Genomic DNA, 16,725 nt, shown 5'->3' with positions numbered 1-16,725 from the left:
ACAATGAAAAATAAAATAATAATAACTCTTTTTTCGCTTTTTGCTATTCAGTATGCATCTGCAAAGATTGAAAACGACAGCATTTCCAGATTCACCTTTGTAAAAATGCAATTGCTGGATGATTGTGATGCTTGCGGCTGTTCGGCAAGTGGTGGAAGTATGGGATTTAGCTCTATGCTTAATAGTAATTTTATTGGTGTTCGTTATTTTAATCAAAGTTATACGAGTCGTGATGGGATTTTTGCCAATTCCCCTTGGATTGATGAAAACTTCAATACCGTACAAGTTTGGGCTAGAATTCCAGTAACACCAAAAATTCAACTAGCCGCTTTAATTCCGTATCAGTTTCATGAAAGAGCACTAACCACGGGAACTGAAAATATTCAAGGTCTTGGAGATATTTCAGTAATTGCAACCTATTCCGTTTATCAAACGGAAAAAGACAGCACGCTGTTTACGCATAATCTACAAGTTGGTGGAGGAGTAAAAATACCAACAGGTAAGTTTAATGAGGCAAATAATTCAGGAAGTGTAAATCAGAGTTTTCAGGTAGGAACCGGAAGTTTTGACTATCTGTTTGTGACTGAATATGTAATAAAAAAGCAAAATTTGGGTTTGAATGCTATGTTGAATTATACTGTTAAAACAGAGAATAAAAAGAATTATCAGTATGGGAATCAGCTTAATTATGGAAGTACTTTATTCTATCTTTTAGACTTTGATGCTATAAAACTGATGCCGCAAGTTGGTCTTGCTGGTGAGGTTTATGAGTCCAATAAGCAATATGGGACTACATTGCCTGATACTTCTGGAGCTATTCTGTTTAGTAAATTTGGTTTAGAAGCGGGGAAAGACAAATTTTCTATTGGTGTCAATGCCATGTTTCCTATCAATCAAAATTTATCTAGTGGACGAATTGAAGCCAATTATCGTTGGAGTGTGAATTTGAATTATACTTTGTAAAAAGCACTTTTTTTGTAACAATTTAAATTTTTATAAAAGCTTGAATTTTGGAGATGCGTCTTCAAAATTCAAGTTTTTTTGTTTTATCTAAAATTAGAGCATGATAAATATCAGCTTTTTTATGGGCGATTATAACAATATTTGTGGATTATTTATTTAAAATCATAATCCATGACAACTACAAAACCATTACATACATTTCATATTCCTGTTATGGGATTGGCATACACGATTGATAGTCCGATTCGAGTTGCAAAATTTGGAATTTCCTCAGTGATTTCAATTATTGATGATGATCTTATTGAAAAAATGAGTGCTTTTTACAGCTCTAAATTCAATCTTCCTTATCAAGAAATCACACAAAAAATGCATGATTATCGTGCAAAAAGAATTACAACTTATTTGAATTTGGTTGACAAAATTGTAAAAGATAAGTTTGAAAATTTTAAAAATGAATTGTCTGAAAGCAAAATAGCATTAGACAATTATATTGCTATGTTGCCTAACAAATCAGCCATTAAAATCGGGTTGCAAAACATGATGGAAGACGGCAAGGAAGCAATTATGAATTATCTGGAAAGTAATCTAAGCCCTGGTGATATTGATGTGAATATCATGACTAAAATTGACAAGGATAATTTTATAAAAGACGAACAATTGCCTACTGAGTTTAATGATGCGCATGCTTCACTTCGTGGTTTTGCAAATAGTAATTTGTCATCATCGGTTGTGCTTTCTGCAGGGATGAACCCCAGATTGTATAGCTATTTCGAAAATTTCGATGTTTTTTTTCCAGATAAAAATGATCATCTGAATAAAAAAATTATTTTAAAAGTTAGTGATTTCCGTTCGGCCATGATACAAGGAAATTTTTTAGCTAAGAAAGGACTTTGGGTTTCTGAATACCGCGTAGAATCAGGATTGAATTGTGGAGGACATGCTTTCGCAACTGACGGTTATTTATTAGGACCTATTTTAGAAGAATTCAAAGAAAAGAAAGAACAATTAATTCAATCAGCTCATGAATTGATGGTAAAAGCTTTAGCTATTAAAGGGAAATACATTCCAGAAAATCCATTAGAATTAAAAATAACGGTTCAAGGTGGAGTAGGAACCGCAACAGAACATGACTTTTTATTGGATCACTATCAAGTGGATTCTGTGGGTTGGGGAAGTCCTTTTTTATTGGTTCCTGAGGCAACTTCTGTAGATGTCCATACCCGTGAATTATTGGCGAAAGCCAAAGAAGAAGATTTGTATCTAAGTCCAATTTCGCCATTAGGAATTCCATTTAACACTTTGAGAGGAACGACAAATGAAACCCTCAAGCAAAAACGAATTCAAGATAATAAAGCAGGAAGTTCTTGTCCTAAAAGGTTTTTAGCATTGAGTAAGGAATTTGGAGCCGAAGGAATTTGTACCGCTTCTAAGAAATACCAAGATGTAAAATTGCAAGAATTAGAGGTAGAAAAAGAAACTTTGACAGCAACAATGTACGCGAATGCTAAAAATAAAATCACTGACAAATCCTGTCTTTGCGTTGGATTAGCCAATGCGTCTTATCTTGAAAAAGACTTAAAAATTAAAGGGCAAGCACAAGGAGTGGTCATTTGTCCAGGACCCAATATGGCGTATTTTGATCATGAAGTTTCATTAATAAAAATGGTACAACATATTTATGGAAATGATACTGTATTAGATGGGGAAGACCGTCCAAACATGTTTGTCAAAGAGTTGAAGATGTATATCGATTATTTAAAAAATGAAATTGCTACTGTTTCTGCATCCATAACAGCGGGACAAATTAAAAAATGGAACTTGTTTAAAAATAATCTTTTAGAGGGTATCGGATATTATGAGAATTTATTTGCAACTCCGTTTTTTGTAAAGGATTTTGTGAATAGTAAAATTGATTTATTAGATCAGTATAAAACCGAAATTGCAAATATTAAAATTCCAGAATTGGAATTAGCTTAAAAAAAAGCGGCTTGAATTTTCAAGCCGCTTTTTTTATTTACTTTCTGAAATTGAGATTCTCAAAAACTAGTTTAATGTATTGGTTGTTAAAAAAAATAATTAGGCTTTTAGTTCTGCCATATCCGCCAGCATAGTATCTAGCTTTTTTAATATTCTTCCGTATACAAGATTCAAATCCCATTTCCCGATTCTCCCTCCGAAATAGGCTAATAAACTAATAATAGTAATCGCTATGATGATTAGAATTAGGGGAAAGCCTAAGATTAAATAGGTGTTGGGGTATTCCAAAAGCAAATAGTTTAAAAGTCTGTCACCCGGAACGTCTCCTCCAATGCTTCCAAACCAAAAACCGGAAACCATGATTATGAATACATAAGGATATAAAAAAGTTGACAACTTAGTGTTTACTGAAACCATTTCTTTTGTCCATTTGTCAAACGAAAGGAGGTATTGGTAACTGCTAACGGTTTTGTCTATTTTGTCTAAACTTTTACCAAATTTATCAGCAATAGCAGCTAATACATTAAATAAAATAAATATTCCGATACCCATATAGGGTATTTTGACTAAAAAAGAAATAGGTAAAATGATAAAAGCAAATGCAAGAACTGCAATCCGATTTATTTTATACATTCTTTTAAATTGTTCTACTATATCTATCGACTTTCGATTGTAGAGGTCATTCAATTTTGGTGCTATTAAAGCATCATTTTTCAAAAAACCTTCGTTCCAAATTGTTTCAATTGACTTTTCCATCTAATAATTTTTTTAAGCGTTCTTTAATTCTTTTAATGCGCACCCCAATGTTGTTTTGGTTTGTTCCAATAATTTCAGCAATTTCTTGGTACGACTTTTCTTCTAAATAAAGCATAATGACTGCTCTGTCAATTTCAGATAATTGTCTGATGGCTTGAAAGAGTTGGTTAAGAGATTCATCTACAAAAGAACGGCTGTCCTCTATTGCCTCGTCAGGCATAGCATCAGAAACGAAATGATGTTTCTTTTTTTTCTTCAGTAAAGTCAAACACACATTCAATGATATCCTGTAAATCCAAGTAGACCATTCTGATTGTTCACGGAAATTAGCATGACTTTTCCAAATCTGTAAACAAACTTCTTGGTAGTAATCTTCAAAATCCTCTTGGGTGTTAGTATACGCCCTGCAAATCTTGATAATGATTCCTGAATACGGTAAAATGAATGTGGTGTAAAAATCGCTACTCACTATGTTTTTTCTTAATTAGTGGCTAAAGTTTAGAATTATTACAGGTAAAAGTTTTTTTTTTAAAATTATCAAAAAAGCTAAATTTTAAGCTCGCTTTTTTAGTAGAGGAATAAGTTGATTTAGCATTTGTTTTTATACGTTACCACAATTTTTTGTATGGCATTTAGTGAAAGTTTATGAATTAAAAAATGAGTTTGAAAAGGTTCTCAAACTCATTTTTTAATCTGATAAGTACTGAATTGTTAATTCCAGAATTGATCTTCTTCATTTTCTATAAAGGCCATTTTTGAATGTGCTTCTTCGATTTCAGTTAGCTGCTCTACCGATGCAAATTTTTGAATTTCAGCATAAAGAGTATGTTCTTCAAAGCGGATGTGTGATTCTATTTCTTCTTCAATTTGGACTAACGTTTTTTCAATTTGTTCTGATTTTTTGAATAAACGCCTTAATCGGCGGTGGTCTGTTAAAGCTCTTTTAATCAATTCATTTTGATTGCCTAAAATAGGAAAAAGAAGTTCTTCTTCCAGTTGTAAATGTGGGACTATTTGATTTTCATAATACCAATCTACATATTTCTTAATTCGTTTTGGCTCTATTTTTTTGTTAAATCCAATTCTAATTTTCCTGCTTAAAAGTAATCCGTTATGATGATGAACAGTAATGGATTGTAATTCTTTAGCTCGTTTAATAGGTAATGATTCTGACATAATGACTTTGTTTATAATTCTTTAAAATATAGGACTAGTATATTTATCAAGAAGTAATATTGATCTTTCCTTAAAATAAAAAAGGAGTTCCAATTGGAACTCCTTTTTGTATCTCTATTATCCTTTCAATCGGCACGCTTTAACATCACCTTCAACAACTACTTCGGTCATTCCAAGTGAAGAAAGGTTTTTCATGGCTTTATCCCATTTTTTACCGCTCAATTCTGATTTTATTTTTAGTAAACCAAATTCCATTTGGTTATCATTTGCTTCTAAAATAGCAACAATTGTTTTTTCATCTGCTTCAAGCTCCACCACAATTTGTTTTTTCTCTGGACGCATTTGTGGAAACAACAATACTTCTTGAATAGAGGCATTATTAGTCAAGAACATAATTAAACGGTCCATTCCTATTCCCATTCCAGATGTAGGAGGCATTCCGTATTCTAATGCTCTAAGGAAATCTTCGTCGATAAATTCAGTCGCTTCATCATCTCCTTTTGCAGCTAGTTTTAATTGCTCTTCAAAACGTTCTCTTTGGTCAATTGGGTCGTTTAATTCTGAATACGCATTTGCTACTTCTTTACCACAAACCATTAATTCAAAACGTTCCGTCAAATCTGGATTGTCACGGTGCTCTTTACACAAGGGTGACATTTCCTTTGGGTAATCAGTGATGAATGTAGGTTGAATGTAATTCCCTTCGCATTTAGCACCAAAAATCTCATCAATCAATTTTCCTTTACCCATGGTAGCGTCAACCTCAATTCCCATTCCGCGCGCCGCTTCAAAAAGTTCCGTTTCGCTTTTTCCTGAAATATCAAAACCAGTAAAATGTTTGATAGAATCAGTCATAGTAACGCGAGCATAAGGTGCTTTAAAGTTGATAGTGTGTTCTCCAAAAGTAGCTTCACTAGTTCCATTAACAGCAATGGCGCAATGCTCTAGAAGATCTTCGGCAAATTCCATCATCCAGTTGTAGTCTTTATAAGCTACATATATTTCCATAGCGGTAAATTCTGGGTTATGGGTTCTATCCATTCCTTCATTTCTGAAGTTTTTAGAAAACTCATAAACTCCTTCAAAACCACCAACAATTAATCTTTTCAAATACAATTCGTTTGCAATACGCATGTAAAGCGGAATGTCAAGCGAGTTGTGATGTGTGATAAACGGACGTGCTGCTGCTCCACCAGGAATAGGTTGTAAAACTGGAGTCTCCACCTCAAGATATCCTCTATCATTAAAGAAATTACGCATCGCATTGAACATTTTTGTTCTTTTGATAAACGTTTCTTTCACATTTTGATTCACAGTTAAATCCACATAACGCATTCTATAACGCAATTCAGCATCATTAAAAGCATCGTGTACTTTTCCGTCCTCATCTACTTTTGGTAAAGGCAACGGACGTAATGTTTTGCTTAAAAAAGTAAAACCATCCACACGAATACATTGCGCACCTACTTTAGTAGTAAACAATTCTCCTTCAATACCAATAAAATCACCTAAATCAGTTAATTTTTTAAATACCTGATTGTATAATGTTTTATCATCACCTTCACACAATACATCGCGATTCACATACAATTGTATGCGCCCTTCGCTATCTTGTAGTTCAGCAAAACAAGCTTTTCCTTGGTCTCTAACACTCATCAAACGCCCAGCAACAATGACCTTTTTACCTTCTTCAAAGCTTTCCTTTATTTGCTTAGAAGTATGATTTACTGGAAAAAGATTAGCGGGATAAGGGTTTATTCCCAAATTGCGTAAGTTTTGTAGTTTTTCTCTACGGATAATTTCTTGTTCTGATAATGCCATTTTATGCTGATTTTAAGAGCGCAAAGATACTTTATAAGTCGCAAAATCGCAAAGTTTTATGGGGGCAAAGTTTTTTTTGGAGCATTTTCCAGCTTTCCGTTATAATCTTTAGTTTTTTAAAGAAAAAAACTAAAGGATTTCCACTTTAATCTGGGCTAGGGATTCAAGTAATTATACTATATTCGATACTAATTTATAACCCAATTTTTAAAACTTGAAAACTAAAATATATCTACTTCTCATTTCAATGGTATCCTTAACTAGCTGCCAAATAACAGAAACCATTTATTTAAACCAAGATGGCTCTGGTAAAATTGAAACCGAATCGCTTCGGGACGAAAATAGTTATATGCAATTGTCTGGTGAAAATTATTCAAAAGAGGAGAAATTTGAAGACACCACTTATATTTTTAAGGATTACATAAATAAATATTCGGAGAATTTTTTAAAACTTCCAGCATTCGAAAAAGCTATTTTTCAAAAATATGCAGCAGTACAGGTTCATGTTAAGAATAGTTCTTATGAGAAAGAATTTAGAACAAAGATGAATCTAGATTTCAATAAAATAGGAGAAGTACCTGATTTATATAAAACTCAGGAATATGCAGATGATTTAGAACATAACTATGCTTTATCTGCCGAAGAACATTATTATAGTGTTAGTTACACTTTTGACGGAAGTCATTTTAAAAGAATGGTAAAAATTACTGATGAAGCTGAATTAAAAAAACAGCAGGATAAAATAGCCGAGTTAAAAACTCGGTTTTCTAATTTAAAAATAAGTCAGCCATATGTTTTACGCTACCATTTTTCTAAAAAAATAAAATCTGTTTCGAACACAAATGCAAAATTAAGCGCAGACAAAAAATCATTGGAATTACATTTTCTATTGACAGATTGTCTTCAAGATCCTGAGATTACTAATTTGGAAGTAGTTTTAGAATAATATAATTTATGAGCTTAGAACTTTGTAACTTTGTCCCTCTGAAAATTTGAGACTTCAAAAAATGAATAAAACAATCCAACTTCAAGATTTAGGAAATAAAGACTACAAAGCAACTTGGGAATACCAAGAAGAATTGTTTAAAGGCGTTGTAGATTTAAAAATTAAGAATAGGAGAGAAGAACTGGAATTAGAAACGCCCAATTATTTTCTATTTGTAGAGCATCCGCATGTGTATACATTAGGGAAAAGTGGGGATTTGAGTAATTTATTGTTATCCGAAAAACAATTGGAAGACAAAGGAGCTACTTTCTACAAAATCAATCGTGGTGGTGATATTACCTATCATGGGCCAGGACAAATTGTAGGTTATCCTATTTTAGACTTAGAAAATTTCTTTACTGACATTCATAAATACTTGCGTTTTCTCGAAGAATCTATTATTCTTACACTTCAAGAATACGGTTTAGAATGTGGACGAAGCGAAGGAGAAACTGGAGTTTGGCTAGGTGTTGGAACTCCTTTTGCACGAAAAATATGTGCTATGGGTGTTCGTGCTTCGCGCTGGGTAACCATGCATGGATTTGCTTTAAACGTCAATGCTGATTTGGGATATTTTGACAACATCATTCCTTGCGGAATTCGAGGCAAAGCAGTCACTTCTTTACAAGTAGAATTGGGAGTTGAAAGAGTAGATGAAGAGGAAGTTAAAGGGAAAATTTTGAAACACTTCTCACAATTATTTGATGCAACTTTCGTGAAATCTGAAAGCATCAATCGTTAATTCAAAATCACAAATCAAATTTATACTGTTCCGGCAATAATCGAAAACTCATTCGGTGGTATTTAGTTACCCCATATTTTCTAATTGCTTCTCGATGTTCTTTAGTTGGGTAGCCTTTGTTTTTTTTCCAATTGTACATAGGGAATTCCTCATGAATGGCATTCATATACTCGTCCCGATAGGTTTTGGCCAAAACGGAAGCTGCAGCAATACTCATGAATTTAGCATCTCCTTTTACAATGCTTTGATTCGGAATTGATTTTAATAATTCAATTTCAGTTTTTGAAAATTGCTTTCCAAAATTACTTTTTAAACCCAGTTTTGCATTCAATAACCGGTTGCCATCAACAATAATAAATTCGGGTACTGTGTTTAATTTCAAAACACATTCTTGCATTCCTTTCATCGAAGCATTCAAGATATTTATTTCATCAATTTCATTGGGATACAAATGAGTTACAGCAAATGAAACAGCTTGATTTTCGATAATAGACCTTAGTTTTTCTCTTGTTTTTTCGGATAACTGCTTGCTGTCATTTAAGGTTGTATTTTCAAAATCTATTGGTAGAATCACTGCAGCCGCAGTTACAGGGCCAGCTATACAGCCACGACCTGCTTCATCGGTTCCAGTTTCTAGAATAAAATTAGAAAAATTAAGTGCAAGCATATAATGTTTTTGGTTTAACAAAGGTTATGAAATTTTATTAATAATGTTTCGTTATTTTAAATATTTGCAATATTAAGTCTGTAAATTATGGTGTTTTTTTATATGATTTTATCATTTACCTTTGCTCGTATTACTAGTGTGAAAATAATAGCCCTAATTATATATCCGTTTCAATGAGAATCCTCTTTTTTTTATATTTCATAATATTTCCTACTCTTTTGTTTTCTCAAGTAAATTCAGGAAATGGCGGCAATAATAACAACAATAATAAATATCAAAGAGAATCAGATACCATAAAAGCGCAAAAAGTAGCTACGATGGATATGTACCGTTTTATAAACATAGAACGTGATACCACTTATCTTGATACTGCTCTTACTATTAAAAGAGAATATTCGTTTAATTATTTACGAAAAGACATTTTTGGACTTTTACCCTTTTCTAATGAAGGGCAAACCTATAACACACTTCAATATAGTCTAACAGAGTTTTCTCCATATCCAGAATTTGGTTTCAAGGCAAAACATTTTAATTTTTTGGAAGCCAATCAAATTAAATACAGCTCTGTAGCAACTCCAGTAACTGAATTGTACTTCAAATCGGTTATGCAAAAAGGACAATCTCTGGATGCTTTTTTTGCTATAAATACATCACCTAGACTCAATTTTTCTATCGCTTATAAAGGATTGCGTTCTGAGGGAAAATATATTAATCAGTTGGCTAGTACAGGAAATTTTAGATTCACAACAAGTTACAACACGCTAAATAACCGCTATGTTGCCAATGCTCATTTTACATATCAAGATATTTTAAATGAAGAGAATGGGGGTATAACAACCATTTCTGATTTTGAAAGCGAAGATCCTAAATACGATAATAGACAACGATTGGAGGTTTATTTCAATGATGCCAAATCCTTCTTAAAAGGGAAACGTTTTTTTGTGGATCATTTTTTCAGAGTGAATCCAACCAAGGGAGAAAATAATTTATATGTTGCCCATCAATTCAATTACGAAAATAAGTTTTTCGAATACAATCAAGCTACAGTTCCTTCTACAGTAGGTTCTTCAATTGTTTATAGATTTGGGGATTCTTTTGTAAGTTCTGGAATCAATGATCAAACGCATTACAATAAAATGTATAATAAAGTGGGGTTGGTTTATGAGAATACGACTTTAGGTAAATTTCAGTTTTTTGCCGATGATTTTAGATCGAATTATTACTACAATCAAATATTGATTTTTGATACTAAAACCGTTCCTGCTTCTTTGTCTAGAAATATTAATAGTGCAGGCGGGCAATACGAATATCAAAAAAATAAATGGAACGGAAAATTCTTGTATTCAAGATCGGTTACAAATCAATCGTTGTCGAATTTAGATGCTAAGTTGCATTATGAAATGAATGATGATTATCAATTTTCATTTGGATACCAAAACTTAAATAAACTACCAAACGATAATTACAACTTATATCAAAGTAGTTATATAAATTACAACTGGTCGAATGATTTCAAAAACGAAAAAATAAATTCGATAACGGCCAATGCGTCGACGCCATGGATTGAAGCTTCTCTTCAATTAATGACATTAAATGATCACTTGTATTTTGAAAACACAGCAACTGATGACAGCCAGCAAATTGTAACGCCAAAACAATATGGTAATACGATAAATTACATTTCTGTTAAAGCGAGTAAGGAATTTAAATTCGGGAGATTTGCTTTAGATAATACCGTTTTATACCAAAAAGCAGATCAACAAGATGCTATTTTAAATGTTCCCGAAATAGTGACTAGAAACACCATTTATTATACTAATTACCTGTTCAAAAAAGCGTTGTTTTTGCAAACTGGTTTCACATTGAATTATTTCACAAGCTACTTGGCGAATGATTATAATCCGGTTATTGGAGAATTTTTTGTTCAAAATAAAAAAGAAATTGGTAATTATCCTAATGTTGATTTTTTCGTTAATGCTCGCATTCAACGAACAAGAATCTACTTCAAAGCAGAACATTTTAATTCTTCTTTCACAGGAAATAACTTCTATTCAGCACCCAATAGTCCGTATCGTGATTTCACAGTTCGCTTTGGTTTAATCTGGAACTTCTTTAACTAATTCCCATTCGATTTTAAGTGTTTCTTGGGCGTTTCATCGTGCTATCCGCTATAGCTGCCACTTGCTTAAAGGGAGCAAGTAGAGGATGTCGCTTTTATCACGAACGCAAAACAGACTAATTGATGCTATTTTATAACAAAATGCTATCTTTGTAGCTACATTTATAACATTTTGCAATTATTAAAATAAAATCAAATGCATTACGCTGAAAATATATTAGGTACAATAGGAAATACTCCTCTGGTTAAATTGAACAAAGTAACCGAAGAAATAGAGGCTTTAGTACTTGCCAAAGTGGAAACCTTCAACCCAGGAAATTCTGTAAAAGATAGAATGGCAGTAAAAATGATTGAAGATGCCGAAGCGGACGGCCGTCTAAAACCAGGCGGAACTATTATTGAAGGTACTTCTGGAAATACAGGAATGGGATTAGCCTTAGTAGCAATTATAAAAGGGTATAAATTAATCTGTGTGATTTCTGATAAACAATCCAAAGAAAAAATGGATATTCTACGCGCTGTGGGAGCAAAAGTAGTGGTTTGTCCTACTGATGTAGAGCCTACAGATCCAAGATCATATTATTCTGTTTCTAAAAGATTAGCGGAGGAAACTCCTAATTCTTGGTACGTAAACCAATACGATAATCCATCAAATGCCATAGCACATTACGAACAAACGGGACCGGAAATTTGGGAACAAACAGAAGGTAAGATTACTCATTTTGTTTCGGGTGTAGGAACAGGAGGAACGATTTCAGGAGTAGGAAAATATTTAAAAGAGAAAAATCCAAATATTAAGATTTGGGGAATCGATACTTATGGTTCGGTTTTTAAAAAATACCACGAAACTGGAATTTTTGACGAAAACGAAATCTATTCTTATATCACTGAAGGAATTGGAGAAGACATATTACCAAAAAATGTTGATTTCTCTTTAATTGACGGTTTTACAAAAGTAACCGATAAGGATGCAGCTGTTTATACACGTAAAATTGCATTAGAGGAAGGAATATTTGTTGGAAATTCGGCTGGTGCAGCCGTAAAAGGATTATTGCAACTCAAAGAACATTTTAAGAAAGACGATGTAGTAGTCGTGTTATTCCATGATTCAGGAAGTCGTTATGTAGGAAAAATGTTTAATGATGACTGGATGCGCGAACGCGGATTCCTAGAAGAGACAGTTACTAAAGCAGAAGATGTTATTAAGGATCATATTGATAAACCATTAATTATAGCAAGGACTGAAGAATTAGTTTCTCATGCTATTGAAAGAATGCGTCAATATAAAATTTCTCAAATTCCTGTAATGGATATTACTGGATTTGTAGGTTCTCTTGATGAATCTGATTTGTTTCAAAGTTATGTAAGCGATAAAAATACCGCTGATAGACCCATTCGTGAGATCATGGGGAAACCCTATCCAATTGTGGAGCTAGGAACTACTATTGAAGCAGTATCTAAATTATTCTCTAGAGAAAATGCTGCTGTTTTGATTGATTTAGGAAACGGGAAACACCATATAATTACCAAATATGATATTATAGGATCTATAAAATAATTTCAAACTATTTTTTTTTGCCACGAATTACATAGATAAGCATAAATTAATTTTGTGTGCTATTTTAAATTCGTGGCTTTTTTAATTTCTAAAACGAGTTTTTTTAATTAATTTATATAAATTCGTTGTTGATAATTGCTTACTTATAATTATAATTTACAAATGACTTTTACTGCCATAGATTTTGAAACCGCAACTGCATTCCATCCTTGCTCTGTAGGTATTGTTACCGTAGAAAACGGAATAATTGTGGACGAATTTGTTACTTTGATCAAGCCTCCCAATAATTTATATTCTCCATTTACCATTCAAGTTCATGGAATATATCCACGTGATACAGTGAATGCAAAAACATTTGCTCAAGTCTATCCCGAAATTCAAAAACGATTACAAAATAGAGTAGTGGTTGCTCATAATGAAAGTTTTGACAGGAATGTATTGGCTAAATCGATGGCACTTTACAATTTAAATTATGAAGATTTAAATATTGCCTCTCGTTGGGAATGTACTGTGAAAATCTATAAAGCCAAAGGATTAAAACCAACAAAATTAAGTGATTGTTGTAGAGCAATGAATATTGCTTTAAATCATCATGAAGCATTATCTGATGCTCGGGCTTGTGCTAAATTGTATATGCTGAGATAAGACTTTCATTTTCATCGTTTAAGTGAAACGGAACAGTTTTTTCATTACTTTAGTCTCTTAACAACAAGGCTTTAAGATGAAAGAAGATTTTCTGCACTACCTCTGGAAATTTAAGAAGTTTGATACTTTAAATTTAAAAACTTCAAATAAAGAAGAGGTTACAATTACTCATGTTGGCCAATATTTAGAATTAGCAGGACCAGATTTTTTTAATGCGCAAATTACCATCGGCAATCAAAAATGGGCTGGTAATGTAGAGATCCATCTTAAATCTTCTGATTGGTATGTGCATCATCATGAAAGAGATGCGGGTTACGAAAATGTGATTCTTCATGTCGTTTGGGAACACGATACCGAAATCTTTAGGAAAGACAATACCGAAATTCCTGTTTTAGAACTGTGTCAATATGTAGATAAGAACACGGTTGCTAATTATCAATCTTTAATGGCTCCTAAATCTTGGATTTATTGCGAAAAACAGTTAAAAGAGGTAAGCGAGTTTACATTGAAAAATTGGCAAGAGCGTTTGTTTTTTGAACGATTAGAAAGAAAATCCAAACCTATTTATGAATTATTGGAACAAACCAATAATGATTGGGAAGCTGTTTTATTTAGCTTGTTGGCTAAGAATTTTGGGTTGAATACGAATGGCGATGTTTTTTACCAAAATGCCAAATCAATTCCATTTACTATCATTAGAAAAGAAAGTACGGAGGTCGAAAATTTGGAAGCCTTACTTTTTGGAAATGCTGGACTACTCGATTCCGAAAAGGAAGATAATTATTTTAAAGATTTAAAAATCAGGTATTTTTATTTGCTGCACAAGTATCAAATAGAGAAAATGAATCTGGCCCCAGTTCAGTTTTTTAAACACCGACCCGATAATTTTCCAACGATACGACTTTCACAATTAGCTAATTTATATCACTCTAGACATAATTTATTTTCTAAAATTACTGATCTCAATTCAGTTGAAAGTTGTTATGATTTATTTCAGATTGCTTCTTCAAAGTATTGGGAGAATCATTATCAATTTGACAAGGAAAGTCCAAAGAAAAAGAAAACATTATCTAAAGCCTTCGTTGATTTATTGATTATAAATACAATCATTCCTATTCAATTTGCGTATGCAAAAAGTATTGGTAAAGAAATTTCTGAAAATCTAATCCAGTTAGTTATGGATGTTCATCCAGAGAAAAATGCGATTATAGATAAGTTTACTTCTTTTGGATTAAAAACTTTAAATGCTTTTGAAACTCAGTCATTATTGCAACTTAAAAATGAATATTGTTCAAAAAGTAAGTGTTTAGATTGCGCAGTGGGAATGGAGTTGATGAAACAAGATTAATTCTTTGGTTTAGAAGATCAGAAATAATATCGTATTTTTGCTAAATTCAATTTTATAAAATAGATAATGGCTCAAAAAATTGCTAGAGTAATTAAACTTAAATATTTTTTCGAAAAATATGGTTTCCATGTATCTTCAAGATTAGCTGATAAATTAGGAATGCGAGTAACAAGTGTTCGTCTTTTTTTTATTTACATCTCTTTTGTTACAGCTGGTCTTTGGTTTGGTGTCTATTTAACTTTGGCCTTTTGGATTAGGCTTAAAGATTTAATTCGCGCAAAAAGAACCTCGGTATTTGATTTGTAAAAAAAATAAAAATAAAAAAAGGGATTATAAAGCTTTGACACTTTATAATCCCTTTTTCTATTTATGACTACCAGATATTATTTATCTGGATTATTTAATTTACTATTTTTCTTACCGTAGGCAAAATATAGCCCAATACCAATTGCCATCCATATTACTAATCGCAACCAGCTTTCGTAAGGAAGTGAGTACATTAAATACACACAAACAAGAATACCAGCGATAGGTACATATGGTACAAATGGAGTTTTGAAAGATCTTGGAGCATCTGGCATTTTTTTACGCATTACTAATACACCAATACAAACTAATACAAATGCTAATAATGTTCCAATACTTACCATATGTCCTAAGTCACTTACTGGAACAAAACCAGCAAATAAACTTACAAAGATCATAAAGAAGATGTTTGTTTTCCATGGAGTACGGAATTTTTTATGAATATCTCCGAAAAAAGAAGGCAATAGGCCATCTTTACTCATGGTATAGAAAACGCGACTTTGTCCCATTAACATCACAAGCATTACAGAAGTGTATCCAGCCAAAATAGCTACGATTAATCCAGTTTGAAGGAATGAATATCCAGTAACAGCAAACGCTGTAGCTGCTGGTTTTGCATCTCCAACAAATTTATAATAAGGAACAAGTCCTGTCATTACGTGAGCAAATAACACATATAAGATAGTACAGATTACTAATGATCCTAAAATACCAATTGGCATTCCTTTTTGTGGATTTTTAGCTTCTTGTGCTGCGGTAGAAACAGCGTCAAAACCAATAAAAGCAAAGAAAACGGTTCCAGCTCCTGCAGCAATTCCTGACCAACCAAACTGTCCTTTAACACCTGTGTTCTCCGGAATGTATGGAGAGTAATTAGCAGGGTCAATATATTGCCATCCTAAGACAATAAATAAAATAACTACTATAACTTTTAGAACTACTAAAAAGTTATTAATATTAGCAGATTCTTTTGTACCTCTAATTAATAACAAGGAAAGAGCAGAAACGATTAATATAGCAGGAAGATTTATGTATCCTCCGTCTACAACCGTACCATCGCCTAGTGTTAATGTCTCCCATGGGGAGCATATGAATTTAGGGTTCAGATGAACGCCGTATTTATTTAATAACTCAAGTAAGTATCGTGACCAACTTACCCCGACAGTGGCGGCCCCTAAAGCATATTCAAGAACTAAATCCCACCCTATAATCCAAGCCATAAATTCTCCCATTGTTGCATAGGAATACGTATAAGCACTACCTGCAACTGGTATCATAGAAGCAAATTCAGCATAACAAAGTCCTGCAAAAGCACATCCTACTGCGGCAAGGATAAATGATAAAGTTACTGCTGGTCCAGCGTGTTCTGCTGCGGCAATTCCTGTTAGGGAAAATAATCCAGCACCAATTATTGCTCCAACTCCAAGTGCTACTAAGGATCGCGAAGACAATGTTCTTTTTAACCCTTTTTCGTCTTCTGAAGCTTCATTTAGTAAAACCGACAGAGGTTTTGTTTTCCAAATTGACATATATTTATTGGTTTAATTGTTATTAGTGCTCAAATGTATTATTTTTTACAAAATATAAAAATAATTTTTTCAATTTTACTTAAAAATAAAAAGACTTTGGTGTTTGTTTAATTTCGAATTTCGAAATAATATT

15 protein-coding genes are annotated in these 16,725 nt (G+C 32.7%); 9 read left to right on the top strand and 6 right to left on the bottom strand.

Annotated elements, in window-relative coordinates; genetic code table 11:
- Positions 1 to 3: 3 nt before the first annotated feature.
- Both AB3G36_RS00380 and AB3G36_RS00375 read left to right on the top strand, forming a co-directional pair.
- Positions 4 to 963: a transporter gene (locus tag AB3G36_RS00380; protein ID WP_367754899.1), complete on the top strand. Its 960-nt coding sequence runs from the start codon at positions 4 to 6 to the stop codon at positions 961 to 963.
- 171 nt (positions 964 to 1,134) lie between these two features.
- On the top strand, positions 1,135 to 2,940 hold the full coding sequence (locus tag AB3G36_RS00375; RefSeq protein ID WP_367754897.1) for a hypothetical protein: 1,806 nt from the start codon (positions 1,135 to 1,137) through the stop codon (positions 2,938 to 2,940).
- A gap of 99 nt (positions 2,941 to 3,039) precedes the next feature.
- On the opposite strand, the gene AB3G36_RS00370 is transcribed toward AB3G36_RS00375, so the two are convergent.
- The 4 genes from AB3G36_RS00370 to lysS form a co-directional block, all read right to left on the bottom strand.
- Positions 3,040 to 3,696 carry a hypothetical protein gene (locus AB3G36_RS00370; protein WP_367754895.1) on the bottom strand — a complete coding sequence of 219 codons (657 nt, stop codon included), beginning with the start codon at positions 3,694 to 3,696 and terminating at the stop codon, positions 3,040 to 3,042.
- Positions 3,680 to 4,165 carry an RNA polymerase sigma factor gene (locus tag AB3G36_RS00365; RefSeq protein WP_367754893.1) on the bottom strand — a complete coding sequence of 162 codons (486 nt, stop codon included), beginning with the start codon at positions 4,163 to 4,165 and terminating at the stop codon, positions 3,680 to 3,682. The genes AB3G36_RS00370 and AB3G36_RS00365 overlap by 17 nt, the downstream gene beginning before the upstream one ends.
- Positions 4,166 to 4,407: 242 nt before the next feature.
- Positions 4,408 to 4,872, bottom strand: coding sequence for a hemerythrin domain-containing protein (locus AB3G36_RS00360; protein WP_367754891.1), 465 nt, complete (start codon positions 4,870 to 4,872; stop codon positions 4,408 to 4,410).
- 117 nt (positions 4,873 to 4,989) lie between these two features.
- The gene (lysS, locus tag AB3G36_RS00355) at positions 4,990 to 6,693 is read right to left on the bottom strand and encodes a lysine--tRNA ligase (RefSeq protein WP_367754889.1); all 1,704 of its coding nucleotides are present in this window, start codon (positions 6,691 to 6,693) and stop codon (positions 4,990 to 4,992) included.
- Between the two features lie 214 nt (positions 6,694 to 6,907).
- Between lysS and AB3G36_RS00350 the strand changes: the two genes are divergently transcribed.
- Positions 6,908 to 7,639 carry a hypothetical protein gene (locus AB3G36_RS00350; protein ID WP_367754887.1) on the top strand — a complete coding sequence of 244 codons (732 nt, stop codon included), beginning with the start codon at positions 6,908 to 6,910 and terminating at the stop codon, positions 7,637 to 7,639.
- Between the two features lie 61 nt (positions 7,640 to 7,700).
- Entirely contained in the window at positions 7,701 to 8,420 is a 720-nt protein-coding gene (gene lipB, locus AB3G36_RS00345) for a lipoyl(octanoyl) transferase LipB (RefSeq protein ID WP_367754885.1), read from the top strand.
- A gap of 7 nt (positions 8,421 to 8,427) precedes the next feature.
- On the opposite strand, the gene AB3G36_RS00340 is transcribed toward lipB, so the two are convergent.
- Positions 8,428 to 9,087 carry a ribonuclease HII gene (locus AB3G36_RS00340; protein WP_367754883.1) on the bottom strand — a complete coding sequence of 220 codons (660 nt, stop codon included), beginning with the start codon at positions 9,085 to 9,087 and terminating at the stop codon, positions 8,428 to 8,430.
- Positions 9,088 to 9,260: 173 nt separating this feature from the next.
- On the opposite strand from AB3G36_RS00340, the gene AB3G36_RS00335 reads away from it, so the two are divergent.
- The 5 genes from AB3G36_RS00335 to AB3G36_RS00315 all read left to right on the top strand — a co-directional run bounded on the left by AB3G36_RS00335 (position 9,261) and on the right by AB3G36_RS00315 (position 15,063).
- The gene (locus AB3G36_RS00335; RefSeq protein ID WP_367754881.1) at positions 9,261 to 11,207 is read left to right on the top strand and encodes a putative porin; all 1,947 of its coding nucleotides are present in this window, start codon (positions 9,261 to 9,263) and stop codon (positions 11,205 to 11,207) included.
- Positions 11,208 to 11,402: 195 nt separating this feature from the next.
- The gene (locus AB3G36_RS00330) at positions 11,403 to 12,764 is read left to right on the top strand and encodes a pyridoxal-phosphate dependent enzyme (RefSeq protein ID WP_367754879.1); all 1,362 of its coding nucleotides are present in this window, start codon (positions 11,403 to 11,405) and stop codon (positions 12,762 to 12,764) included.
- Between the two features lie 162 nt (positions 12,765 to 12,926).
- Complete coding sequence (locus AB3G36_RS00325) at positions 12,927 to 13,409, top strand: 3'-5' exonuclease (RefSeq protein ID WP_367754877.1); 483 nt, start codon at positions 12,927 to 12,929, stop codon at positions 13,407 to 13,409.
- A gap of 76 nt (positions 13,410 to 13,485) precedes the next feature.
- Positions 13,486 to 14,757 carry a DUF2851 family protein gene (locus AB3G36_RS00320; RefSeq protein ID WP_367754875.1) on the top strand — a complete coding sequence of 424 codons (1,272 nt, stop codon included), beginning with the start codon at positions 13,486 to 13,488 and terminating at the stop codon, positions 14,755 to 14,757.
- A gap of 78 nt (positions 14,758 to 14,835) precedes the next feature.
- On the top strand, positions 14,836 to 15,063 hold the full coding sequence (locus AB3G36_RS00315; protein ID WP_367757975.1) for a PspC domain-containing protein: 228 nt from the start codon (positions 14,836 to 14,838) through the stop codon (positions 15,061 to 15,063).
- Between the two features lie 77 nt (positions 15,064 to 15,140).
- Here AB3G36_RS00315 and AB3G36_RS00310 read toward each other — a convergent pair whose 3' ends face one another.
- The gene (locus tag AB3G36_RS00310) at positions 15,141 to 16,592 is read right to left on the bottom strand and encodes an amino acid permease (RefSeq protein ID WP_367754873.1); all 1,452 of its coding nucleotides are present in this window, start codon (positions 16,590 to 16,592) and stop codon (positions 15,141 to 15,143) included.
- Positions 16,593 to 16,725 lie beyond the last annotated feature (133 nt).

This window comes from Flavobacterium sp. WC2430 (assembly GCF_040822075.1).
GTDB lineage: Bacteria > Bacteroidota > Bacteroidia > Flavobacteriales > Flavobacteriaceae > Flavobacterium.
This window is presented reverse-complemented; position numbering and strand designations above follow the sequence as displayed.